Genomic DNA, 20993 nt, shown 5'->3' with positions numbered 1-20993 from the left:
AAGGAGCTAACATAGGCCAAAAATACCACGCAATTATTCACCGTTACTTATGCGTGGCTACTTAAAACCATCGTAAGGGCATCAGTACACAAATATGATTTTGTCCTGTCCGATTACTTTGCCGTTGGAGGCATTGACTTTCAGTCGAACGCAGCCATTACAGTCATTTTCCACCAGCCAGAAGCAGGTCCTTGGATTAGCAATAACTTCTTGATAATAAATACCTGCCTGTTGCAGCCCGGTCAAAGTGTCGGGCATAAAGCCGCCCGCGTAGAAGCCAACCTCTGCGCCTTTTTCCTTCGCGCCAGCGCCGACCGCAACGCCGACCGCCTGCCTTGGACCTATTTCCAGGTCTCCCGTCAGGAACCGCTGGTAAGCCACTATTTCGGCTAGTTCACTCGGGTAGACCCGCCGGTCGGGGCCAATGGTGACCAAGGCGGACCCAATGGTGTCCCCTTGGTGCAGTAAGCTGTAACTGAACTCGTATTCCAGCGCCGGGCCGGGCAAGGTATCCGTGGTGTAGGCCACCCAATGCGGATACGAAAACCCGTAGCCGGTCAACAAAGATTTCTGGTCACTCGTGTCAGGTATGGCCAACCGCACCAAGCTGTCCGCCCGGGCATGAGCGGCCGCAAATTGGCGCAACAAGACTTGGCTGGACGCAGCGTCTCGCGGGTGTTTGAGATGCAGTTGCGGGGGTTGCCCAAAGTTGCCCGTAGCATTATTCGGTGCAGTGGAGCACCCCGTCAACCCAGTAGCGCACACCATCAGGGCAAGCACAAGGAAAAGAAGATTGCCCACCGTAAACAACTTGACTGGTTCGCTAACTAGCCGAAGTAAACGCACAACGCGCAGACTATTGCCCCCCGTCCCTCACTGCAACTCCCTCCTTTTTTTGAACGGAGCGTGTTCAAGGCACGACCGTTGTCTAGAACCATTGGGAAGACGAGCTGGAGAAGACAAACCGGCCACTCGTGCCCCTGGCGAAGGGCATTGCAACCGGTTACACGTACCCGTTCAGGTATAACTCCCGAATTTTCTCTATCTTTATACCCGTTCGGGGTCGAAAGCTGATTGTCTGGCCGTAGTGCCCCCGAACAGGTATAACGTTATGCGTACCCCTCTGGCTGCCTTTGTCAAGCAGCGCCGCAAATTGCTGCAGCTCTCCCAGCCGGACCTGGCCGCCAAGGCCGGGGTCGGGCTCCGCTTCGTGCGCGAGCTCGAGCAGGGCAAGGCCACCCTGCGCCTGGACAAGGTCAACCAGGTGCTACGCCTCTTCGGCCACGCGCTGGCCCCCGCCCCGGTTGACCGCACGCCGCTATTCGACCCGCAGCCATGAGAAGGGCCGCCGTCCACTTACACGGGCACCTGGCCGGGCACTTGACCCAGGACGAGCACGGGTACGCCTTTGCCTACGCCCCGGGCCACCTCGCCGCGGCCAGCGCCGAGCCCGTGAGCCTAACCTTGCCGCTGCGGGCGGTGCCGTACGTGGAGCGCGTGCTGTTTCCGTTTTTTGACGGCCTCATCCCCGAGGGCTGGCTGCTGGAAGTGGCCGAACAGCACTGGAAGCTCAACGCCCGCGACCGCATGGGCCTGCTGCTGGCCTGCTGCCACGACTGCATCGGCGCCGTGAGCGTCCACCCCCTGCCCCCCGACGCCCCATGAGCCGCTGCCTTATTTGCTACCAGCCCCTGCCCGCGGGCGACGGCCCGGCCTACCACCCGGCCTGCAGCCGCAAGCTCTTCGGCCAGCCCGCGCCGCCGGCCTTCCCGTACAGCGGGGCCGAGATGCGGGCCCTGGCCGAGGCCGTCGTGCGCCAGCACATTGCCGTGACGGGCGTGCAGCCCAAGCTCTCCCTCGCCATTGCCCCGGCCGGCCCCGACGGGCGGCCCGCGCGCTTCACCATCGTCGGGGCCCTGGGCGGGGCGTACATCCTCAAGCCCCCCACGCCGCACTACCCGCACCTGCCCGAGGTGGAGGACCTGACCCTGCACCTGGCCGCGCTGGCCAAGCTGCCGACCGTGCCCCACGGGCTGCTGCGCCTCGAGGGCGGGGCCTTAGCCTACGTCACGCGCCGCATCGACCGGGTCAAGGGGCAGAAGCGGGCCATGGAGGACATGTGCCAACTCACCGAGCGCCTGACCGAACACAAGTACGACGGCTCGCACGAGCAGGTGGCCAAGGCCCTGCTCCGGTACTCGGCCAACCCCGGCCTGGACGTGGTCAACTACTACGAGCTGGTGCTGTTTTGCTTCCTGACAGGCAACGCCGACATGCACCTGAAAAACTTCTCGTTGCTGCAAACGCCGGGGCGGGGCTATGGCCTGGCGCCGGCCTACGACCTGGTGGCCACGGCCCTAATCAACCCGGCCGACACCGAGGAACTGGCGCTGACGCTCAACGGCAAAAAGCGGCGGCTGCGGCAGGCGGACTTTCGCCAAGCGGCCGGACGGGCGGGGGTCGACGAAAAGGTCATGAGCGGCGTGCTGGCGCGCATGCAGAAGGCCCGGCCGGCCTGGCACGCCTTTATTGACCAGAGCTTTTTGCCGCCGGCCCTGCAGGCGCAATTCCACGCCTTACTGGACCAGCGGTTCGCCCAGTTGGACCTGGCCTAAGAAGCAGACCGAGCGGGAGGACACATCGCCTTTTTCAATTGGGACCGTTTTCTTGAACTACCCTACATTTGGAGATGGCCCTAAACGTATGACTTTTTCCCACTGGATGCGGGCCACGGCCAGCCTGGGTTATTTGGTGGTCGCGTTGACCTCTTGCAACCGCCCAGAGCGCTGCGAGGTAGTCCCCGGCACGCGCTACGAAGGCGATGGCATCTTAGTGCTGAAAGAAAACACGGCCCAAGACGGCTCGACATGGGTCACGTTCTATCCCGTCTGTCACCTGGACACGCTGCATTTACTACAAGCCTTGCAGCACGCCCCCGCCGGCATCCTGTTCTGGGCCAATCACGCCACCGTTGTGCGCGCCATTCGCCACCGTTCGGTGGTGTTGCTGTCCAAAAACAAACGGTACCCGTTGCCCAATCGGCGCATTTACGTGACCAGTGCGCATCTCGCCTTTGTGGATAAGGTTCGCACCGATGGAAGAATCCCCAGGAAGCCTTTTCCCTACTTGTTGGACACGGAACAGGCTCGGATAGAGCATCCGGTGCGATTCGTCGAGGTACGGCCGGATGCCTTCTATGGCATTTAACCTAACGCTTCTTTAAGCAATTCGGACCATTTGGCCAAACTATGGCGAAAGGGTGAATGAGTGTGTTTGCGGCGAAACCCAGCGTTAGCGTGCGAAGGTGTGCGTATCAATGTAGCGGTAACCAATGTCTTCCCGCGGGCTTTCCAGCACCAGCCGGATGGCCGTGAGTTCCTTCACAGTGCTGGCCAAGGTCCTGCTGGGAAGCAGGGGGAATCTGGTACTGGTAAGCACGGCGGTCAGGGTTGAGCCAGTGAGGGTGTAGCTCCCCACTTCCGACGAAGAGCTGTAGGTGGTGTACATAGTGCCGTCAGCATTATAGGTGACGGCCATGACACCTGGCGAACGTTTGAACTGTTGGTAACGGCCGCCCCGCCTCCTTTGGGCGTTGCGACATAGCTTAGGGCTACCCATTGCCAAGTGCCGGCGGCAAGCACTGCGACGCTCGGGGCAAGGGGTGCCGGCGGTAAGTCATTATTGGCTTTTGAGCAACTGGCTAGCTGTATGGTCCCGGAGTAAGGTCGGCCGGGTCTCGGTGAAAGATAGTAGGACTTTTTCGCCATTCGGTGCAAATGAATTCGTAGGGCGTAAGTCCTTTGAGGCGCTTGAGCCGTTTGGCGAAGTTATAAGCCAGTAAAAAGGCCTGTAAGTGGGTGTTGAGTTGGTCGGTCGTCTCGTAATGAAAGCGCTTAATCGTGGCCTCTTTGAGCGTACGATTCATCCGTTCCACCTGGCCGTTGGTCCAGGGGTGGGCCGGCTTGGCAAAGCGCTGCTCAATGCCCCACGCGTCACAGAGCTGCCCCACCGGATGGCGGCCTGCTTGCAGGTGATGCGGCAAATTTCGGAACTGAATACCGTTGTCCGTCAGCAATTTATGTACTTTGTACGGAATCTGTTCCAAGACCCGCCGCAGAAAGTCGACGGCGATAACCTGGGTGGCCTGCGGGTGCAACTCGGCAAAGGCCAGCTTGCTGGTGCGGTCAATGGCCACGAACAAATACCGCTTGCTTTCTGCCGTTTGCACCTCGGCGAAATCGAGGTGCAGATAGCCCAGGGGGTCAGGGCAAACGCATTAAAATCTGGCCAACTGTCTTTCTAGGCCCTGGGGCTACTCGGGTACCAAAAGAGCCCGCCGACGGAGCCCGGATAGCGTTTTCAAAAGTGACTCCAGACGCGAGAATCGAAGCTGGGGTTTTTAATGCGTTTACCCTGGCCCAGGGGGTAGTCCTTAAACGGCGCTTTTTTGGTTTGCGCCCCCTCTTCGCCCGGTGGCAGGCGGCTGATGCCGTGGCGTTGCAGGCAACGGTGCAGCGCCGAGCGGACTCAGGTTCGGGATGGCTTCCTGGAGCGCGTAGAGGCAATCATCAAGGGGCAGCAGGGTCTGCTGGCGAAACAAGATGATGGCCGCTTCTTCGGCCGGCGTGAGCACGGTGGAGGCGGGTTTGGGGCCGCGCACGGCCTCTTCCACCGTGGTACGGTCGCGCCACTTGGCCACCGTTTTGGGGTCGACACCGAAACGGGTGGCTAGCTTTTGTAGGCTTTCTGTACTTTGTTGGATAAGGAGCCGAGTCGCCGGCGTTGTACGGGCGCAGCCATGTGGTATTTTTCCCATAAACATGATTTAAAAGCAGCACCCAAAGTTACCCCACTATCCTTTGGGACCATACACGGCGCTGGCCCATTTTTGGTTCGTGACGATTCACCCCTTCGACGACGGCAACGGCCGCATCGCCCGCGCCATCGCCGACCTGCAACTGGCCCGCGCCGACGGCAGCGGCCAGCGCTGCTACAGCATGTCGGCGCAAATCCAGGCCGAGCGCCAGGCCTATTACGATTTGCTCGAGGCCAGCCAACGCGGCCCGCTGGACGTCACGCCGTGGCTGGCTTGGTTCCTCGGCTGCCTGGGCCGGGCCCTGCAGGCCGCCGAGCAGACCCTGGCCCAGGTGCTGGCCAAAGCCCGCTTCCGGGAGCGCCACCAGCCGACGCCCTTTACCGAACGGCAGCAGCAACTGCTCACGCGGCTACTGGACGGCTTCGAGGGAAAATTCACCACCGCGAAGTGGGCCCGCATGGCCCACTGCTCGCAGGACACCGCCGGCCGCGACATCGCCGACCTGGTGGCGAAGGGCGTGTTGGTGCACGAAGGCGCCGGCGGGCGCAGCACCAGCTACCGGTTGGCCCCCGAAGCGTAGTCTTCTCAACAGGGCGTGCGGCTTGAACCCGGTGGTATGAGCAAAAAAAATATCAAATCCGCTTACTTCGCCTCCTCCCAGCGTCTGTTTTCTGTTGCCCCGGTGCTTTTTCGCTGGCCAGCGGCTGCCATTTGGGCCCTTGGCTGTTGGCCACGGCCGGCCACGCCGCCGGCAAAAAGGGGGTTCGGTTACGGCGGGGCGAAAAACGGGGCGCCGGCCGGCGCGGGCGTGTACCGTCACCCCACTTCCCGGTGCCGCGCCCGGAAAGCGCAACAGCCCCGACGGCCGCGGTTGTTTTTCGATGCCTCCCTCCAACGTTCCTTGCCATGCACACGCCGCTGACCAAACTGCTCGCCATTCAACACCCCATCATCCAGGCCCCCCTGGGCAGCGCGACCACCCCGGAGCTGGCGGCGGCCGTGTCCAACGCCGGGGGCCTGGGCATGCTGGCTTTATCCTGGGCCGACCCCGCCCAAACCCGGGCGCAGATTCGCCGCACGAAGGCCTTGACCGACCGGCCCTTTGGCGTCAACCTGGTCCTGGCCTGGGACCAGCGGGCGCGCGTGGCCGTTTGCGCGGACGAGGGCGTGGCCGTCGTGTCCTTCTGCTGGGGCGACGCCGCGCCCTTCCTGGCGCCGTTGCGGGCGCAAGGCATTGCCGTGTGCCACACCGTGGGGAGCGCCGACGAAGCCGCGCGTTGCGCCGACCAGGGCGTGGACTTTCTCGTCGCCCAGGGCTGGGAAGCCGGCGGCCACGTGGGGGGCCGCGTGGCCACCTCCGTCCTGGTGCCCGCCGTCGCCGACCGCGTGGCCCTGCCCGTCGTGGCCGCCGGGGGCATTGCCGACGGCCGGGGCATCGTCGCGGCCCTGAGCCTGGGCGCCGCCGGGGTCTGGATGGGTACCCGCTTCTTGCTGGCCCGTGAGGCCGCCACCAGCGCGGTCTACCGGGACGCGGTGGCCCGCGCCACGGAGAACGACACGGTCTACGCCCCGGACTTGTTCCACCTTGGGTGGGAGCAGGCCCCGCACCGGGTGCTGCGCAACAGCACGGTGGCCGCCTGGGAGCGGGCCGGCTCGCCGCCCCCCGGGCGCCGGCCCGGCGAAGGCCAGGTGCTGGCGCACCGGGCCGACGGCAGCCCCGTGGTCCGCTACAGCGACGACACGCCCCTGGCGGCCACGACCGGGGACCTGGAGGCCCTGGCCTTGTACGCCGGCCAGTCCGCGGGCCTGGTGCACCGCATCGCGGGCGCGGCCGACATCGTCCAGGACCTGGTGCGGCAAACCGAGGCCGTCTTGGCGCGCCTCACGCCGCTGATTCAGCCGTAGCCGCCGGCCAGCGAACCCGTGCCAGACGACACCCGGGTCCAGTGCTGTCTAGTCTGCTTAAACGAGTTATTGTTCGTACTTGAGCGTCAATTCCTGGCTTCTTGCTCTATGAGAAAACGATTACTGCATCCGCTCGCCATTGGCGCTCTGTTGGCCCTTCTTCTGCCGGCTTCCGCGTTCGCACAACCCGCCAAACCGGCCGCTACCGTCCCGAAACCGGCTGCTTCAGCCCCGCTGGCGGCCTTGTTTGCGGCGTACTGGAACGAGCAAGCCCGCCTGTTTCCACTGGCGGCCACCGCCGAGGGCGACAACCGCTACAACGACCAGTTTCCCAACGACCAGACCCAGGCCTTTCGCGACCAACTCCGGGTCTTTTATCAGACCTACCAAACCCGGCTGCGGAAAACCGACCGTCAGGCCCTCAACGCCCAAGACCAGACCAGCTGCGACATCCTCGACTACGACCTCGCCAACAAGCTGGCCGGCCTCCAACAGCCTGTCTGGATGCTGCCCATCACCCAAAGCAACAGCCTAACCAACACGCTGGGTCTGTATGGGTCGGGGCAGGGCACCCAACCCTTCCAAACGGTGCAGGACTACGACAACTGGCTGGAGCGCGTGGGCCATTTTCCGGCGTGGGCCGATTCGGCCATCGCCAACTTCCGGCGCGGGATGCGGGCCGGCGTGGTGCTGCCGCGGGCGCTGGTCGTGAAAATCATTCCGCAGCTGGAATCGTTCGTGGTGACCGACCCGGCCAAAAGCCTGTTTAACGGGCCGCTGACGAAATTCCCAGCGGCTTTCAGTGCGGCTGACCGCGGCCGCCTCACGGCCGCGTATCAGCAAACCATTCGCACGCAGCTCGTACCGGCCTACACCCGACTGGCCCAGTTTCTGAAAACCGAGTACCTGCCCCAGGCCCGCAACAGCAGTGGCATCGGGGCCGTGCCCGGTGGCCCGGCGATGTACGCCTACGCCGTGCACAACTGGACCACCACCGCCCGCACGCCCGCGCAGCTGTCGCAAACCGGCCTGGCGGAAGTGAAGCGGCTGCGCGCCGAAATGGAGAAAATAAAAACGCAGGTCGGCTTCCCGGATGATTTGCCCGCTTTTTTCAAGTTTCTCAACACTGACCCCCGCTTCACGCCCTACCACACCCAGGCCGAGGTGCTGGCGGGCTCCGCCGCCATTCAGGCCCGCCTGGCGCCCCACTTGCCCAAGCTCTTCGGCCAGGTGCCTCGCACGGGGCTTGAGGTGCGGCCCACCGAGGCGTTTCGGGCGGCGGCGGCGTCGCCCCAGTACACAGCGGGCACGTCGGACGGTACGCGGCCCGGCATTTTCTACGTGCCGATTCTTGACGCCACCACGTTCAACACCGTGACGGGGCCGGCGATGGAAGGGGTATTTCTGCACGAGGCCATTCCGGGACACCACTACCAACGGTCGTTGCAGCAGGAGAACACCAGACTGCCGGCTTTTCGGCGCTTTGCGCGCTACTCGGCCTTTAGCGAGGGCTGGGGGCTGTACTGCGAAAGCCTGGGCAAGGAGTTGGGCCTCTACACCGACCCCTACCAGCAGATGGGCGCCCTCATGCTCGACATTCACCGCGCCATCCGCCTGGTCACGGACGTGGGCCTGCACACCGGTGCCATGACCCGCGAACAGGCCATCCAGTACATGCTCGACAACGAGGCCTTGAGCGAGCAGTTTGCCACGGCCGAGATTGAGCGCTACATGGCTAACCCCGGCCAAGCCCTGAGCTACAAAGCGGGCCAACTGAAAATCCGGGAACTACGCGCCCGCTACGAACAGCAGCTGGGCAAAAAGTTTAACTTGCGCGCTTTCCACGATGAGCTTCTGGCCGGTGGTTCCATGCCCCTGGCCGTGCTGGAAAAAACGATGAACGCCTGGGCGGCCCGGCAGCGGTAGCCACCGAGACCGATTTCAAGCACCGTACGTTTAATCAACGGCCCTTCTAATTGTTCGCTGGTTTGTGGCTGACCCTGAGAGGCTTCCTGCTCCCAACGCCGGGACCACCTGCTAGATTTAGGCCGCGCCCGTGGAATACCATAGAAATAACTGTTCAGGAAAACGGTCCGAAAAGCAAAAAGCGGGGCATCGCAAACAGTCCCCGCCTCTTGCTCCTACCAGCCAATGCCGTAGTCTTCGCCGTGGTTGCTGGAGCCACCCCAGAGGCTGCCGTGTTTCCAGTCGAAGTAGATGGCGTTGATGGGCCCGCTGGTGCGGTCATCAAAGCTCAGGAGGTAACCTAACTTTTTGAGTTCTTCCCGCACCGGCTCCGGGGTGGTGTCATTGAGCAGAATGTGGCCGGGCTTGGGTTTGCGGTCGTCGGTTTTCGAGCCGCCCAGCGAGAGCCACAACTGGTTGGTGTTGAAGTTGGCGGCCTCGGCGGCTTGCTGCACACTCATGCCGAACTCTACCACGTTCAGGAAAAACTGCAGCAGGTTCTGGTCCTGGGTGTCGCCGCCCTGCACGGCAAACGAAAGAAAGGGCTTGCCGTCTTTGAGCGCCAGGGAGGGCGATAAGGTGACGCGGGGCCGTTTGCCAGGAGCCACCACGTTGAACGGGTTCAGGGCGGGGTCCAGCACAAAGCTTTGCATGCGCTGGCTCATGCCCACCCCGGTAGTGCCCGCCACGCAGGCCGGCAGCCAACCGCCGCTGGGCGTGACCGACACCACCCAGCCTTCTTCGTCGGCGGCCTCTATGGTGGTGGTGCCCAGCCACAGGCGCGCCTGGTACTCGTCGGCGGGCGAGGAATTGCTGCCTAGGTCGTGCTTTGGAGCGAAATTGCGGTGGGTGGTATCCAGCTCGTAGCCCCGGGCTTTGAGCAGCTTCAGGTACGGGTTCTTCTTGCCTTCGAACGGATAGGGGTCGCCGGGACCGATGCGGGGGTCGTTTTTCTGGTACTGGATGAGGCGGGCCCGCTGCTTCGCGTAGGCCTTGCTGAGCAACCCGTTCATGGGTTCTTCCGGGGCGGTGTGGGAATCGCCGTAGTAAAAGTCGCGGTCGGCAAACGAGAGGCTCATGGCCTGGTACACCGTGTGAATGTACTTGGCGCTGTTGTAGCCCATGGCTTTCAGGTCGAAGTTTTCCAGGATGTTGAGCCCCTGCAATAGGGCAGGTCCCTGGGTCCACTGCTGCAGCTTGTACACGTCCACGCCTTTGTAGTTGGCCGTGAGCGGCTCCTCTTCCAGCGGTTTCCAGCGCGCCAGGTCCTGCAGGGTAATCAGGCCACCCTGTTCGGTGGAGCCGCGCACAAATTCCTGGGCAATGTCGCCGGTATAAAAGCGGGCGTAGGCGGCCATGATGGCCTCTTTCCGGCTTTTGCCTTTCTTAAGGGCGTCTTTTTCGGCGTCGACCAGCTTGGTCAGCGTTTGCAGCAGGTCTTGCTGCACGAATATTTCGCCGGCCTCCGGTGCTTCGCGCGGCTGGCCGGGGTGGGTCAGAAACAGTTTTTTGCTGTACGGCCAGCGTTTCAGCAGTTCCTTGTTTTTCTCGATGCTGTTGGCCGTCTGCGCTTCGATGGGGTAGCCGGCGGCCATTTCCATAGCCGGGGCCAGCACCTGCGCCAGGCTAAGGGTGCCGTAATTGGCCAGCAGGTGCATGAGGCCGCCGGGGGTGCCGGGCGTGGTGGCGGCCAGCGGGCCGTTTTCGGGCGGGAAATTATACCCTTTGCTTTTGAAGAACTCGGGCGTGGCCCCCGTCGGCGCCACGCCCATGGCGTTGAGGGCGATGACCTTTTTGGTGTGGGGGTTGTAAATCAGCGCCTGGGTTTCCCCGCCCCAGCTCAGCACGTCCCACATGGTGCAGGTGGCGGCCAGCATGGCGCAGGCCGCGTCCACCGCGTTGCCGCCTTTTTGAAACGTCATGGCCCCGGCCGTGGCCGCCAGGGGTTTGCCTGTTATCGCCATCCAGTGCTTGCCGTGCAAGGGCGGTTTCTGGGTCTGTTGCGCGATGCCGGGCAACGAAAAGACGAATTGAACCAGCAGTGCATAGAGAAATTTCATGACGTGAACGTTGAGGAAGGTGAAAGCGGGGCGCATCGGGCTTCTGCCCGAGGATTTCCCGAAGCAATAAGACGACAAAATTCAGAAAATAAAACACCGGCCCGTCAGCGCCGCTCGTTACCACGCGCCCACGCGAGGGGGCGAAGCAGGGGAGCCCGGAATCGGGCCATTCATCCGTTGGGGTGCCGCGCAACCGCAGCCGCCCGACTATCCCACCACCAGGTGGCACACGTTGGTTTTGACGGGGCGGTGCGCGCGGGCCAGGGCCCAGAACAGCCCCTCCGTGCTGTGGGGCATGGCCACGCAGCCGTGCCAGTCCAGGGCGATGACGCCGCCCCGGCCGCCGGCGGGGGCCACCTGCTGGTGGATGACGGGGTGCGCGGCCGTTGCCACGTCCAGGCCCTGGTACGGGCCTTAGTGGCAGGAAAGCATCCACAGCGCCTCTTACGAAAAAAAGCCGTTTCAGCGTTCAACCCATTTTCCCGAATCGGGGCCGAAAAGTCGTTCGCGCGGACCAGCGCCTTAAATGGAGCAGCAAACCTCGTTCATGCAAACGGTCGTGGCTGTTGCAGAACTCACTGGCCCGTTCAGAAACCAGGCAGGCGAGCGATGATGCGCGTGTAAAAGCCCCGTTTGAGCGCCTTTTTAGCGTCGGTAAGCTCGTCGAGCATCCGCTTGGCGCTGCCACTAGGAGTTCTGCAACAGCCACGGTCCCAAGGTGACGAAGCCCGTTCAATTGAAGGAGCGTTCAGCTTTAATACCAATACTTTACGCGCTAACCCTGTTATTGCTTTTCCGGTAAAGCTAACCAGCAAAGCTTTACGCGGGCGGCCGCATAGCAGCGGGCGTGCTGTGGGCGGTCCGCTACGAGCGGGCACGCGGCTGAACCTGGTTGTGGAGCGGTTTGAGGATTATTTCGCCGCGTTCAGCAGCTCGCCCAGGGTATTGTGCAGGGCTTCGCCGCGCAGGTTGGAGGCTACAATTTTACCCTGCGGGTCGAGTAAAAAATTCTGCTGAACGGACGCTGGTGTGGTCGAAGGTGCCGTCGGTCCGCAACGCCAGCCATTCCCCGTCACTCTTTTAAACCCGGCGTGATTTAACCCGGCGCGACACTGTGGGAGATGCTCTAGAAAGATGGCCTTAAAGATTTTTAAGTACGTCTTGCCGGCCAGACAACCGAACGGTCTCAAGCAGCATCTGCCCCAACGCGAGCGGCTTACAGCTGCTTAGAAACCATTTATTTTCGTTTTTCCAGTATGAAACCCCTTTTTTTAATCGTTCTGTCCGCCCTGCTCTCCCTCCCTGTCCGAGGTCAGGGCGCCGCCGGATACGCGAAGCTGATGGAGGAAACGGGCGCCGCCGTGCAGGCCCGGAAATTTTGCGAAGCTACCGCGCTTTTTGAGCGGGCTTTCGCGCCGGACTCCGCCCAGCCGTCGCCTTTTGATTTGTTTGCTGCTGCCATGTCGGCCGCCCAGTGCCCCGCTAAACAGCCGCTGGCTTGGCGCTGGCTGGGCCAACTGAGCCGCCGCCGTCCGCTGCCAATGCAGTCCCGCGACCTCGACAATATCGCGTCCGACCCTGGTTTGGCTTCCCTGCGAGCCGACGAAACCGCCTGGGCGCGCTGGCTCACGGCCATGCGCGGCGCCGTGGCCGAGCAGGCTGTCGCCGAACAGGCTCGACGCGCCCGTTGGCTGACCGAAACGCAGGCCCGGGCCCTGGCTTTGCCGTCGAGCGCCGACCGCAAACGGGGCCGCGTGGCACCGGCGCCGGCGGGCTTCGCGCTCTATTTCAGCCAAGTGCCTGGCGACACGGTGCGGGTGCCCTATCTGGTTCGGGTGCCCGCCGGCTACGACCCCGTCCGGCCGGCGCCGATGGTGGTATTTCTGCACGGCGGCGTGGTCAGTACGCCGCAGTTCTTGCACGCCGACCCCAACGTTACCACCCAGGAGCCGGTTTTTGCCGCCGCTTCGGCCAATGCGCTGGTGGTGTATCCGTTCGGCCGGATGAGCTTTGGCTGGGTGGAGCAGCCGGAAGCTTTTGCCCAGGTGCTGCGCATCGTAACTGCCGTGCGCGCCCGCTATCGAACTGACCCGGCCCGTACCACGCTGGTGGGCATGAGCAATGGCGGCTCGGCGGCCCTTTGGTTTGCCGCGCAGCTGGCCGCGCCCTTCAGCCGTTTTGTGGCCTTTGCGCCCGCGCCCAAACTGCTGCTGGCTCAGTCAAACTATGGCCCGCTCGGCAAAACCAAGCCCGTTTTGATGGTAAGTGCCCAGGATGATGACGTGTACGCCTACGCCGCCGTGCGCGCCGGCTACGACGCGCACCGCCCCGGCCGCCCCAACTGGGTTTTTCAGACCGTGCCCAAAGGCGGCCACAGCTTTATGTATGGCCCCGATGGGCAGGCACTGCTGCGGCAGGCGCTGCGGAGTGCCGCCGCAAAACCAGGCAAGCGGTGATTGTCCAGCGGTGGGCGCGGCGCGGCCACTGACTGCTGCGCGGTAGCTCGTCCGACTTCTATCCCAAATGTTAAGAGCTCGGTGAGCTGGGTTCAAGAAAACGGTCCTAAAGTAAACGCCCGCTGTTCAAAATAAGGAGCGTTAACATTGCTGGACTTTACCTACAAGTAATGCCTGCACGACTGCCGCGAAAGGTCCGGTTGGCCTCCATGTTCTGCGACCATGCCGTGCTGTGCGCCCTTTTCATTCCCCCGCTCATCTGGTCGGGGGTAGTCGCAGAGCCCTGGTCCTTCTGGCTGTTGATGGCTTGCTATCTCAACAAGGACTTCCTCCGGGGGCGCAGCCTGGCCAAGGGCCTGTTCGGGCTACAAGTCGTCGACGCCGATGGGCAGCCCGCTAATGAACTGCGCTGCTGTGTGCGGAACCTTACCGTTTTGTTGTGGCCCGTGGAAGTGCTGCTGCTGCTGGGCCGTCGCATTCGCTTGGGCGACACGCTGGCCGGCACGTACGTGCGTCGCGTGCCGCAAGGAGCTCCTTCCTGGTGGCAGAACATGCGGGCGTACCGCCTCACGCGCTACTCTGGCTACACGCTTGTTGCGACCCTCGCCTTTGTGCTCGTGGTGCATGCCCTCAGTACCTGCTTTTTCGGGGTTTAGTCACCTGCAGCTTGTGCCCACACCTCAAGTTCAGCGAAAGGGTACTGCCTTGAACAAGGGCCATTCAAAGAAAGCAGGGAATGTAGTAGACCTTTTCAAGGCTGGCCTTATTGCCGTGCGTTAGGGGCGCGGCAACCTGAGATGCAACGAGCCCTTTTTCCGAACAGACGGGACCGCCGTGCGGGACCGGTTGGGCGGGACACCCCGCCGGCGCTCCCGTAGGAAGTCGTAGGCGCGCACGTCAAAGGGCCGCAGCACGCGGTACGGCGCGCCGGTGCCGCGCGTCAACAACGGGTACAACGCCGTTTCCACGGGCGCGTAGCGCACCCAGGGCGTGTCCGCCGCGTTCGGCTGGGGCGGCAAGCCGCTGTACCGAAAGAATCCTTCGGCCCCGTCCACGACGCGGTATACCTGCGCGGGGGGGGACCCGGGGCACGTGCGCGGCGTCGCGGAAGGGAACGGCAAAAAAGAGGCCGGTGGCGTGGTTGCCCAGGGGGACGCCGCCCTCGGCCGGGCCGCCCCCGCGCCCGTTCGGCAGGGTTCCGCCTTCCGTCACCACTTCCACCGTGGCCGCTGCCGCGCCCTTGAACACCTTGTAGACCGCTACCGTGGCCACGGTGTAAATCATCCCGGAAGTGCCCTGAAACGCCCGGTACGCGACGGCCCGGCCCTCGAAAATGGTGGCCGCGCGCGCCGTTAAGTCGGCCACGGCCGGGCCGGTATTTCCGGAGTTGACCGGGTGCGGAACGCCCTGTGCCCAGCCACGAACTGGACCGACGAGCAGCAGCCATCCGAACACCAAACGCAGCGGCAAGCAGGGCATAGAAGAGGGAAAATAGACCAGCGATTTCAACAACGTCATCCCAGGACGTGGAAGTATAAGTTTAGCGAAAGGGTCAGATGAGCAAAAGTAGAAGAGCATGGTAGTAGTGCTCAAGGATTCGGGTTAAGTTTCACTATTTGGTTGCCACCGGCCGGAATCACTACTTCGGCACTTTGGTAAGCCGGCGATTCAATGACCACCTGCACGGGTGGGCAACCGAACAATCCGCCCGACACTGCAAAAACCGACGCCTCCGACGCGGGACGCTAGACAACTGCTCTGCGGCTGCTTAACTTGCCGGGGTGAGCGCCTCACCCACCAAAGCAATTCCAATTCCTTCCCAACCCATGCGATTACCCCTGCTCCTACTCCTGGCCCTGCCACTGTCTGCCGCTGCCCAAATGAATGGCTCCAGCTTTGGCAACGCCAATTACCAAGTCGCCCAGCGGCAGGCCCAGATGGCCAACAACTTTCAACGCCAGACGATGGAGCGGTCGATGGCGCGCATGAATTCCGCCAATTCCGCCGCGCAACGGGCGCAGTGGACAGCGAAACGGGAGGAGCGGGTGGCCCAGCAGCACAAGTCCGAGTTGAAAGCCACCGCCGAGTTTACCCGCCTCGCCCGTCGCCAGGACAGCCTGCGGCTGGCGCACCCGGCCCCCAATGCCCTCCAAACCGCCGCTCGGAAGAAGGCCGACGACCAGGCGCTGGCCCAGCTCGCCGTCAAAAACTACCGGGACGTGTTTCTGCCCGGCCAGGTCATGACCGCCGAGGAAGCCCGTTCGCTCCCGGAAAAAGGGATGCAGGACTGGGGCACCATCAGCAAGGAGCTCTCGGACAACGACTGGTGGAGCAAGCAGGACCCCGCGCAACTGCTGGCCAAAGTAACGGCTTACCGCACCACGCTCACCACACTCACCACCAGCCTGCTGGGCTTCGACCCGGCCACGGCCCCGAAGCCGGAGCGGATGCCTTCGACGGCCGCCCTCGACGCCATGCGCGCCAAGGGCACCTTCGACCCGCAGGTGGCCACGCAGTACCTGCAGGCGGCCGCCCGGGTCGAGAAATTGGCAGCCAGCACGAAGCTGGTCAGCGCCCTCAACGACTTGAACCACGACGTCGCCGAGGCGGCCGCCCACCCCGAGATACAGCAAGCCCCGCAGAAGCTGCGCAATACCGTCAAATCCGGCCTGCGCGACCTCAACAAGGCCATGGCCTACTACGAGATGCAAACGACGCAGTCGCCGGTGCTCAGCTATGCACAAGGCACCATTGAAAAGTGCGCCACCACGTTCCTGCCGAAACCCGCTAAAAACGCCAAGAAGCGCGCTAGCTAACGCCACTACCTGACCAGCAGCTAGTTCCGTCCTGCTCAACCGCTGGCGCTTCCTCAGCCAATTCGCCCAAGCGTATTGGCGCGGGTTAGCTGTTTTTGTTCTTGTTTTGCGTTCCGCTCTGCCCGCCCATGAACATCACCCGTCAGCGAGACCTCGACCGCCTGGGCCGCTGACGGCACCGCGCCCCGGCAGCGCACCATCACCCGGGAGAGCAACCGCCTGCGCGTGCGCACCGGGGCCGTGGTGATGCCCGGGCACCGGGACGGGAAGCACCACCAGGTGAAGGTGCAGAAAGGCACGCCCATTTAATCAAATGGCCCCAATCGCGCGCAATAAAATAATGGAGAACGCCCCACTTCACGGGCAGTGGGGCGTCCGTTTCGTGCGGGAATCGCCAGCTCAGTCCAGCAACAGCACGTCCTCGGCCGGCAGGTGGAGCTTGGTGTACAGGGCCCGGCGCAACTCAATCCCGGCGGGCCGTTTGCCGCGCAACACCTCGCTCAACCGCGAGGCGCCAATACCCAGCTTTTCGGCCATCTCTTTCTGGTGGAGCCGCAGGCGGAACATCTCCACTTCCAGCACGCCGGCAATGGTGCGGGGCGGCCCGGGGGCGTGTCCGTGGCTTTCTTCGAAGGTGTGGATAGCGTCGCGTAACTCCAGCAGCCGGGCGTGGTGGCCTTCCTCGTCTTGGTCGACCAGATGGCGAAACTCGGCCAAGGCGGCTTTGTGTGCCTTATTAGTGGTTAAAATCATGGTCGTAAGGGCAGGAGAAGAAAATTTATGGTCAAGCGGGCACAGGCGCAAGTGGACACCCTCAATGTGCTCCGCTTCCTGAAACAAGGCTGCTCGTAACACCTTTCCCCTGCGTTTAAGAAAACGGTACTGCCCTAAACGCCCTCCGTTCAAAAGTCAGGAGCGTATGGCAGGCCAAAATCCGCCAATAAGACCCTCCACGGGAGATTCGGCACGCGCCTGGTCGCCCGCTGGCGCGGTGGCTGAGCGGCCAACATGGGTCGGCAACGGCCACGTCCCCCTTAGTGCCCCTCCCCGCCTGCTCGGCACCGGGCACACCAGCCGGGAACAGCCCGAGGGACGGGAAGCAACTTGTGCCGCCCCTCGGGCCCGCCCCGCCTCCGCGCGCGGGCGCTGGTGTGGGGGGCCAAAGGATTTGTGGTCGTCCGGGCAAGGCCGGGGTGCTGGTTTGGGTCGGGAAGGGGAACGTGCACGGCGCCAGCAAGCGCCCCCGCCCCCCCCCCCGGTGCCTGCCGGGCCAGCCGTTTTTCCCGGCCCGTCACTGCAGCACGACGCGTTGGGTGAGCACCGTGGCCCCGACCCGCAGGCGCAGGGTGTAGGCGCCGGCGGGCAGGCCGGTGGCGTCCACCGCCAGGCCCGCCCCCGCCGCGGGCACGGCGGCGACGCCGCAGTGCACCACTTGGCCCAGGGTGTTGACAAGCTCGGCCCGCACCGGGGCCCCCGGGGCCCCGGTGCGGGCCGGCACGAGCACGGTGAAGCCCGCGCGGGCCGGGTTGGGGTAGAGCGCCCCCCCGGCCGCGGCCAGGCCCGGACGGGCACCGCTGAGCGTCGACGTGTTCAGCAGCACCGAGGACGTGTTGGCGCCGGGGCCGTTATTGGCGGTCACCAGGTCCAGGCGGCCGTCGCCGTTCACGTCGCCCAGCACCAGGCTGATAGGATTCGTGCCGGTGGGGTAGTCGGTTTTGGGCCCGAAGGCGCCCATGCCCGTGCCCAGCAGCACCGAAATCGAACCGCCGAGGACGTTGGCCGTGACCAAATCCAGGCGGCCATCGCCGTTCACGTCGCCCAGCGCCAGGCTGTAGGGATGGCTCCCGGTGGGGTAATCGGTTTTGGGGCCGAAGGTCCCCGCGCCCGTGCCCAATAGCACCGAGGCGGTGCCGGCGGCGTTGAGGTTGGCCGTGACCAGGTCCAGGCGGCCGTCGCCGTTCACGTCGCCCAGCGCCACGTTGCGGGGATTGGCCCCGGTGGGGTAGTCGGTTCGGGGGCCGAAGGTTTGCGCCTGGGCGACCGGCACCAAGCTGGCCAGGGCCAATAGCAGGGCCAGGGGGCGGCCGGCGGCGGTCAGCCGCTGCCCGCCACGGGGGCGGAGGTAGGGGTGGTTCATCGGAAGGAAGAGAAAAAATGGAATAAAACCGCGGCAGACAGCCCCGGTGCCCCTTGTCTGTGGCCCATCACCACGCCGGGCGGGCGGGCACCGAACCGGATGAAGCGCGCAGGCAAGGTAAGGGAAACCGGAGCAACCCACTGGCCGTCACAAGGAGCAACCCGCAGAGGAGGAGGAAATGAAAAGCAGGGATTGAGGTGGTCCAGTTAATTTGGACAGTTTAGGGTGGTATCTTTCCTTACGTCATGAAAGACACCTCAAAACCCGATAACCGCCGCACGTACGATGCGGCCTTCCGCGCCGAAGCCTTGCGCCTGGCCGAGCAAAGCCGCTCGACCCAAGCCGCCGCCCGGGCGCTCAACATCGACCCCAAATGCATCTACCAGTGGCAAAAGGCCGCCCAGACGCCAGTTGCGGCCGCATTGGGGGCGGCGCTGGACCCGGCCACGGCCGCCGAGCTGCGCCAGCTGCGGGCCCTGGCCCGACGGCAGGCGCAGGAGCTGGACATTTTAAAAAAAGCCGTCGCCAGCAAACGCTTGAGGCGCGTTATCTCGCAGACGCCGGACCAATGAGCTGCTACCGCTTCATCGCCGCCGAGCGCGGCCACTACCCGGTGCGGCGGCTCTGCCAGGTGCTGGGCGTGCCGGCCAGTGGGTATTATGCCTGGCAAACGGGGCAGCAACGGGCGGTGGACCAGCAAACACCGGCTTGGGAAACGGCCTTGGTCAAGACCTTTGGCGTCCACCAGCGCCGTTATGGCACCCGCCGGCTGCAAGTCGCCCTGCGTGAAAACGGGCACCGGGTGGGCCGCCAACGCCTGCGCACGGCCATGCGCCGCCGGGGCCTGCGCGCCTTGCAACCCAAGGCCTACACCCCGCGCACGACCGACTCCACCCACGGGCTGCGCTGCGCTCCCAACCGCTTGCTCGACCAACCCAAGCCCACCCAGGCCAACCGGGTGTGGGTGTCCGACATCACGTACCTGCCCCTGGCCAACGGCGACTGGGCCTATTTATGCGCCTTTCAGGACATGGGCACCAAGCACGTGGTGGGTCGTACCCGGTAGGGCTGGCACGTGGCGGCCACGATGCCCGAGGAATTGGTCACCACGGCCTTGCAGCGGGCCTTTTTCGCCCAGTCGCCTACCCCAAGCCTCATCGTCCACTCCGACCGGGGCGGCCAGTATTGCGGCAACGCCTACCGCGCCCTCTTGCACCGGCACGGGGCCGTGCGTTCGCAGAGCCGCCGCGGCGAGTGCTACGACAACGCCCTACCGGGTACGACCCAAGCCGAAAGCCTCTGGTCCCGCCTCAAAACCGAGGTGCTCGAACTGCGCGAGTGGCCCGTTTTTGCCGACCTAGCCGACGCGCAAGCCAGCATCGCCGACTATTTTGACTACTACAATCACGACCGCCTGCACTCCAGCATTGGCTACCAGACGCCGCATCGCGCTCATCAACAATCACTTCAAACCACTGCCCTAAACTGTCCAGCCTAAATGGACCACCTCAGGATAACTTTACCCCGGTGAATATGCCGCAGCTTGCGCGGTACCGCCCCTCGTTTATTGTTTCTGATGAGCACGGCCGCATTTTTTCTTAGAATCTGTGTGGTCATTGTCCTGCTGGGCCTGCCCGTTTACGGTTGCCTGCGCGAACAGGAAGCGATTGCCCGCACCCAAGCCGCAGACCGAGCCTGCCTGCAATCGCTGCCTCGCTTCCCGGTAACGGCGATGACGGTGGTCGGGCAAGCGGACGAGGGGCACCTGGTGTACAAGCGCACGGCAGACCCCGCCGCGCTTGAAAAACTACGGAGACTCGCCGAAAGGCTACGCCCGGTGCGAACACGTCCGGGGGGCTATCGCCCCTCGCTTCGCCATTACACGCTTGTGGTCGTGAGGGGGCGTGATACGTGTGAACTGGTCATCTACAAAATGCCCGCGGGCACCGCGGACTTGCTGGCCGGCGTCGGCGACAGCGCCTACGAAGCGCCCCAACTGGTTCCCCTCCTGGATAGCCTGTTCCGCTCGACAGCGCCCAATAAAGGGGAGCATGCGCCAAAGACCGAGCGGTGGCCCCGAAGGTAGTGGCTCCGCACCAGACCACCCGGTACGGGGTTGCCGTCGGATGGCGCACCCGTCACAAGTGCTTTCGCGCGTATCCACCTAGCAGGCGTACCGAACAGGATGAATAGTCTAGTGAAAGGGTGCGAAGGTAAACGCGCTCCGTTTGATGAAGGGAGCGGTTATTTCACGTAGAAGGGCCGTTTTTCAGTAAGATAATCCACCCCCTAACGAGTCGTCCTCCCGACTGCTTATAATTCCCGGTTCGTAGCGTGATTCTGGCTGTACTAAGCGGTAAGCAAAGGTGTTGCGGCCCGCGCGTGCCGGTCGGTACGAGAAATAAAAGCTGCCGTCTCGATTCTGTTTTACCCGTTGGAGCGTGTCGAGCATAACGGACTGTTCTAAGCCTTTGGGGTTGGTGAAGGTACCCACCAAAAGGACGGCTGGGTGCTTCAGGGCGTACCCAAACCGAATCGAGCCCGCGAACGAATGGCCCGCGGGAACGGTGTCGGTGTGTTAACGAGCGGCAGCAGGGACGTGCTCGAAGGGCATCCCTGTTTGTCGTATCCTTGCACCAAAAACAGGCGCCCCGTCGTGTCGTAGACGTGGCGCTCCAAGGGCTTGCCTGTTGAATCAAACAGTACCTTGCTCCCCACGGGCCTGCCCTGCACATACCGGGCCGTCTCCTTCCGAGCCCCGTTGGGGTAGTACTGAGGTGGTCCATTTAGGCTGGACAGTTTAGGGCAGTGGTTTGAAGTGATTGTTGATGAGCGCGA

At 63.6% G+C, this 20993-nt stretch carries 22 protein-coding genes and 1 pseudogene; 14 read left to right on the top strand and 9 right to left on the bottom strand.

Annotated features, from left to right (window positions below):
* Positions 1-81: 81 nt before the first annotated feature.
* Positions 82-528 (bottom strand): hypothetical protein, encoded by a 447-nt coding sequence (locus IEW17_RS19200; RefSeq protein ID WP_229749144.1) that lies wholly within the window; start codon positions 526-528, stop codon positions 82-84.
* Positions 529-1111: 583 nt separating this feature from the next.
* Here IEW17_RS19200 and IEW17_RS19195 point away from each other — a divergent pair.
* The 4 genes from IEW17_RS19195 to IEW17_RS19180 all read left to right on the top strand — a co-directional run bounded on the left by IEW17_RS19195 (position 1112) and on the right by IEW17_RS19180 (position 3207).
* Complete coding sequence (locus IEW17_RS19195) at positions 1112-1339, top strand: helix-turn-helix transcriptional regulator (RefSeq protein WP_188563681.1); 228 nt, start codon at positions 1112-1114, stop codon at positions 1337-1339.
* Entirely contained in the window at positions 1336-1665 is a 330-nt protein-coding gene (locus IEW17_RS19190; protein ID WP_188563680.1) for a HipA N-terminal domain-containing protein, read from the top strand. The genes IEW17_RS19195 and IEW17_RS19190 overlap by 4 nt, the downstream gene beginning before the upstream one ends.
* Positions 1662-2615, top strand: coding sequence for a HipA domain-containing protein (locus IEW17_RS19185; protein WP_188563679.1), 954 nt, complete (start codon positions 1662-1664; stop codon positions 2613-2615). Before IEW17_RS19190 ends, IEW17_RS19185 begins: the two co-directional genes overlap by 4 nt.
* Positions 2616-2703: 88 nt before the next feature.
* Entirely contained in the window at positions 2704-3207 is a 504-nt protein-coding gene (locus IEW17_RS19180; RefSeq protein ID WP_188563678.1) for a hypothetical protein, read from the top strand.
* 84 nt (positions 3208-3291) lie between these two features.
* Here the strand turns inward: IEW17_RS19180 and IEW17_RS19175 are convergent, their stop codons facing one another.
* The 3 genes and pseudogenes from IEW17_RS19175 to IEW17_RS19165 form a co-directional block, all read right to left on the bottom strand.
* Positions 3292-3537: a hypothetical protein gene (locus IEW17_RS19175; protein ID WP_188563677.1), complete on the bottom strand. Its 246-nt coding sequence runs from the start codon at positions 3535-3537 to the stop codon at positions 3292-3294.
* Between the two features lie 163 nt (positions 3538-3700).
* On the bottom strand, positions 3701-4249 hold the full coding sequence (locus IEW17_RS19170; RefSeq protein ID WP_373286176.1) for a DDE-type integrase/transposase/recombinase: 549 nt from the start codon (positions 4247-4249) through the stop codon (positions 3701-3703).
* 184 nt (positions 4250-4433) lie between these two features.
* Positions 4434-4702: pseudogene (locus IEW17_RS19165) on the bottom strand (IS481 family transposase); the annotation flags it as partial.
* 157 nt (positions 4703-4859) lie between these two features.
* Here IEW17_RS19165 and IEW17_RS19160 point away from each other — a divergent pair.
* The 3 genes from IEW17_RS19160 (at position 4860) to IEW17_RS19150 (ending at position 8647) form a co-directional block, all read left to right on the top strand.
* On the top strand, positions 4860-5396 hold the full coding sequence (locus tag IEW17_RS19160) for a Fic family protein (protein ID WP_229749143.1): 537 nt from the start codon (positions 4860-4862) through the stop codon (positions 5394-5396).
* A gap of 326 nt (positions 5397-5722) precedes the next feature.
* Positions 5723-6721: an NAD(P)H-dependent flavin oxidoreductase gene (locus IEW17_RS19155; RefSeq protein WP_188563674.1), complete on the top strand. Its 999-nt coding sequence runs from the start codon at positions 5723-5725 to the stop codon at positions 6719-6721.
* A 108-nt stretch (positions 6722-6829) separates the two neighbouring features.
* Positions 6830-8647 (top strand): DUF885 domain-containing protein, encoded by a 1818-nt coding sequence (locus tag IEW17_RS19150; protein WP_188563673.1) that lies wholly within the window; start codon positions 6830-6832, stop codon positions 8645-8647.
* 215 nt (positions 8648-8862) lie between these two features.
* Here IEW17_RS19150 and IEW17_RS19145 read toward each other — a convergent pair whose 3' ends face one another.
* Together IEW17_RS19145 and IEW17_RS19140 are read right to left on the bottom strand one after the other, a co-directional pair.
* Positions 8863-10746: a gamma-glutamyltransferase family protein gene (locus IEW17_RS19145; protein WP_188563672.1), complete on the bottom strand. Its 1884-nt coding sequence runs from the start codon at positions 10744-10746 to the stop codon at positions 8863-8865.
* 207 nt (positions 10747-10953) lie between these two features.
* The gene (locus tag IEW17_RS19140; RefSeq protein WP_188563671.1) at positions 10954-11139 is read right to left on the bottom strand and encodes an isoaspartyl peptidase/L-asparaginase; all 186 of its coding nucleotides are present in this window, start codon (positions 11137-11139) and stop codon (positions 10954-10956) included.
* Between the two features lie 863 nt (positions 11140-12002).
* Here IEW17_RS19140 and IEW17_RS19135 point away from each other — a divergent pair.
* Entirely contained in the window at positions 12003-13202 is a 1200-nt protein-coding gene (locus IEW17_RS19135) for an alpha/beta hydrolase-fold protein (RefSeq protein ID WP_188563670.1), read from the top strand.
* Positions 13203-13504: 302 nt separating this feature from the next.
* Positions 13505-13858 (top strand): RDD family protein, encoded by a 354-nt coding sequence (locus IEW17_RS19130; protein WP_188563669.1) that lies wholly within the window; start codon positions 13505-13507, stop codon positions 13856-13858.
* 241 nt (positions 13859-14099) lie between these two features.
* On the opposite strand, the gene IEW17_RS19125 is transcribed toward IEW17_RS19130, so the two are convergent.
* Positions 14100-14780: a hypothetical protein gene (locus IEW17_RS19125; protein WP_229749142.1), complete on the bottom strand. Its 681-nt coding sequence runs from the start codon at positions 14778-14780 to the stop codon at positions 14100-14102.
* A 248-nt stretch (positions 14781-15028) separates the two neighbouring features.
* Between IEW17_RS19125 and IEW17_RS19120 the strand changes: the two genes are divergently transcribed.
* Positions 15029-16018, top strand: a complete 990-nt coding sequence (locus tag IEW17_RS19120) for a hypothetical protein (protein WP_188563667.1) — start codon at positions 15029-15031, stop codon at positions 16016-16018.
* Positions 16019-16417: 399 nt separating this feature from the next.
* Here IEW17_RS19120 and IEW17_RS19115 read toward each other — a convergent pair whose 3' ends face one another.
* Positions 16418-16771, bottom strand: coding sequence for a hypothetical protein (locus IEW17_RS19115; protein WP_188563666.1), 354 nt, complete (start codon positions 16769-16771; stop codon positions 16418-16420).
* Positions 16772-17309: 538 nt separating this feature from the next.
* Positions 17310-18155, bottom strand: coding sequence for a T9SS type A sorting domain-containing protein (locus IEW17_RS19110; RefSeq protein ID WP_188563665.1), 846 nt, complete (start codon positions 18153-18155; stop codon positions 17310-17312).
* A 245-nt stretch (positions 18156-18400) separates the two neighbouring features.
* Here IEW17_RS19110 and IEW17_RS19105 point away from each other — a divergent pair, with 245 nt between their 5' ends.
* The 4 genes from IEW17_RS19105 (at position 18401) to IEW17_RS19090 (ending at position 20241) form a co-directional block, all read left to right on the top strand.
* Positions 18401-18727 carry a transposase gene (locus IEW17_RS19105; RefSeq protein WP_188563664.1) on the top strand — a complete coding sequence of 109 codons (327 nt, stop codon included), beginning with the start codon at positions 18401-18403 and terminating at the stop codon, positions 18725-18727.
* Positions 18724-19221, top strand: coding sequence for an IS3 family transposase (locus IEW17_RS19100; RefSeq protein WP_188563663.1), 498 nt, complete (start codon positions 18724-18726; stop codon positions 19219-19221). The genes IEW17_RS19105 and IEW17_RS19100 overlap by 4 nt, the downstream gene beginning before the upstream one ends.
* Before the next feature lie 9 nt (positions 19222-19230).
* On the top strand, positions 19231-19653 hold the full coding sequence (locus tag IEW17_RS19095) for an integrase core domain-containing protein (protein ID WP_373286175.1): 423 nt from the start codon (positions 19231-19233) through the stop codon (positions 19651-19653).
* A 78-nt stretch (positions 19654-19731) separates the two neighbouring features.
* Positions 19732-20241 carry a hypothetical protein gene (locus IEW17_RS19090; RefSeq protein ID WP_188563661.1) on the top strand — a complete coding sequence of 170 codons (510 nt, stop codon included), beginning with the start codon at positions 19732-19734 and terminating at the stop codon, positions 20239-20241.
* The last annotated feature ends 752 nt before the right edge of the window (positions 20242-20993 follow it).

Origin of the sequence: Hymenobacter frigidus, from assembly GCF_014640435.1 — a bacterium.
GTDB classification, from domain to species: Bacteria; Bacteroidota; Bacteroidia; order Cytophagales; family Hymenobacteraceae; genus Hymenobacter; species Hymenobacter frigidus.
The sequence above is the reverse complement of the archived record's forward strand: the minus strand, read 5'-3'. Positions and strand labels throughout refer to the sequence as shown.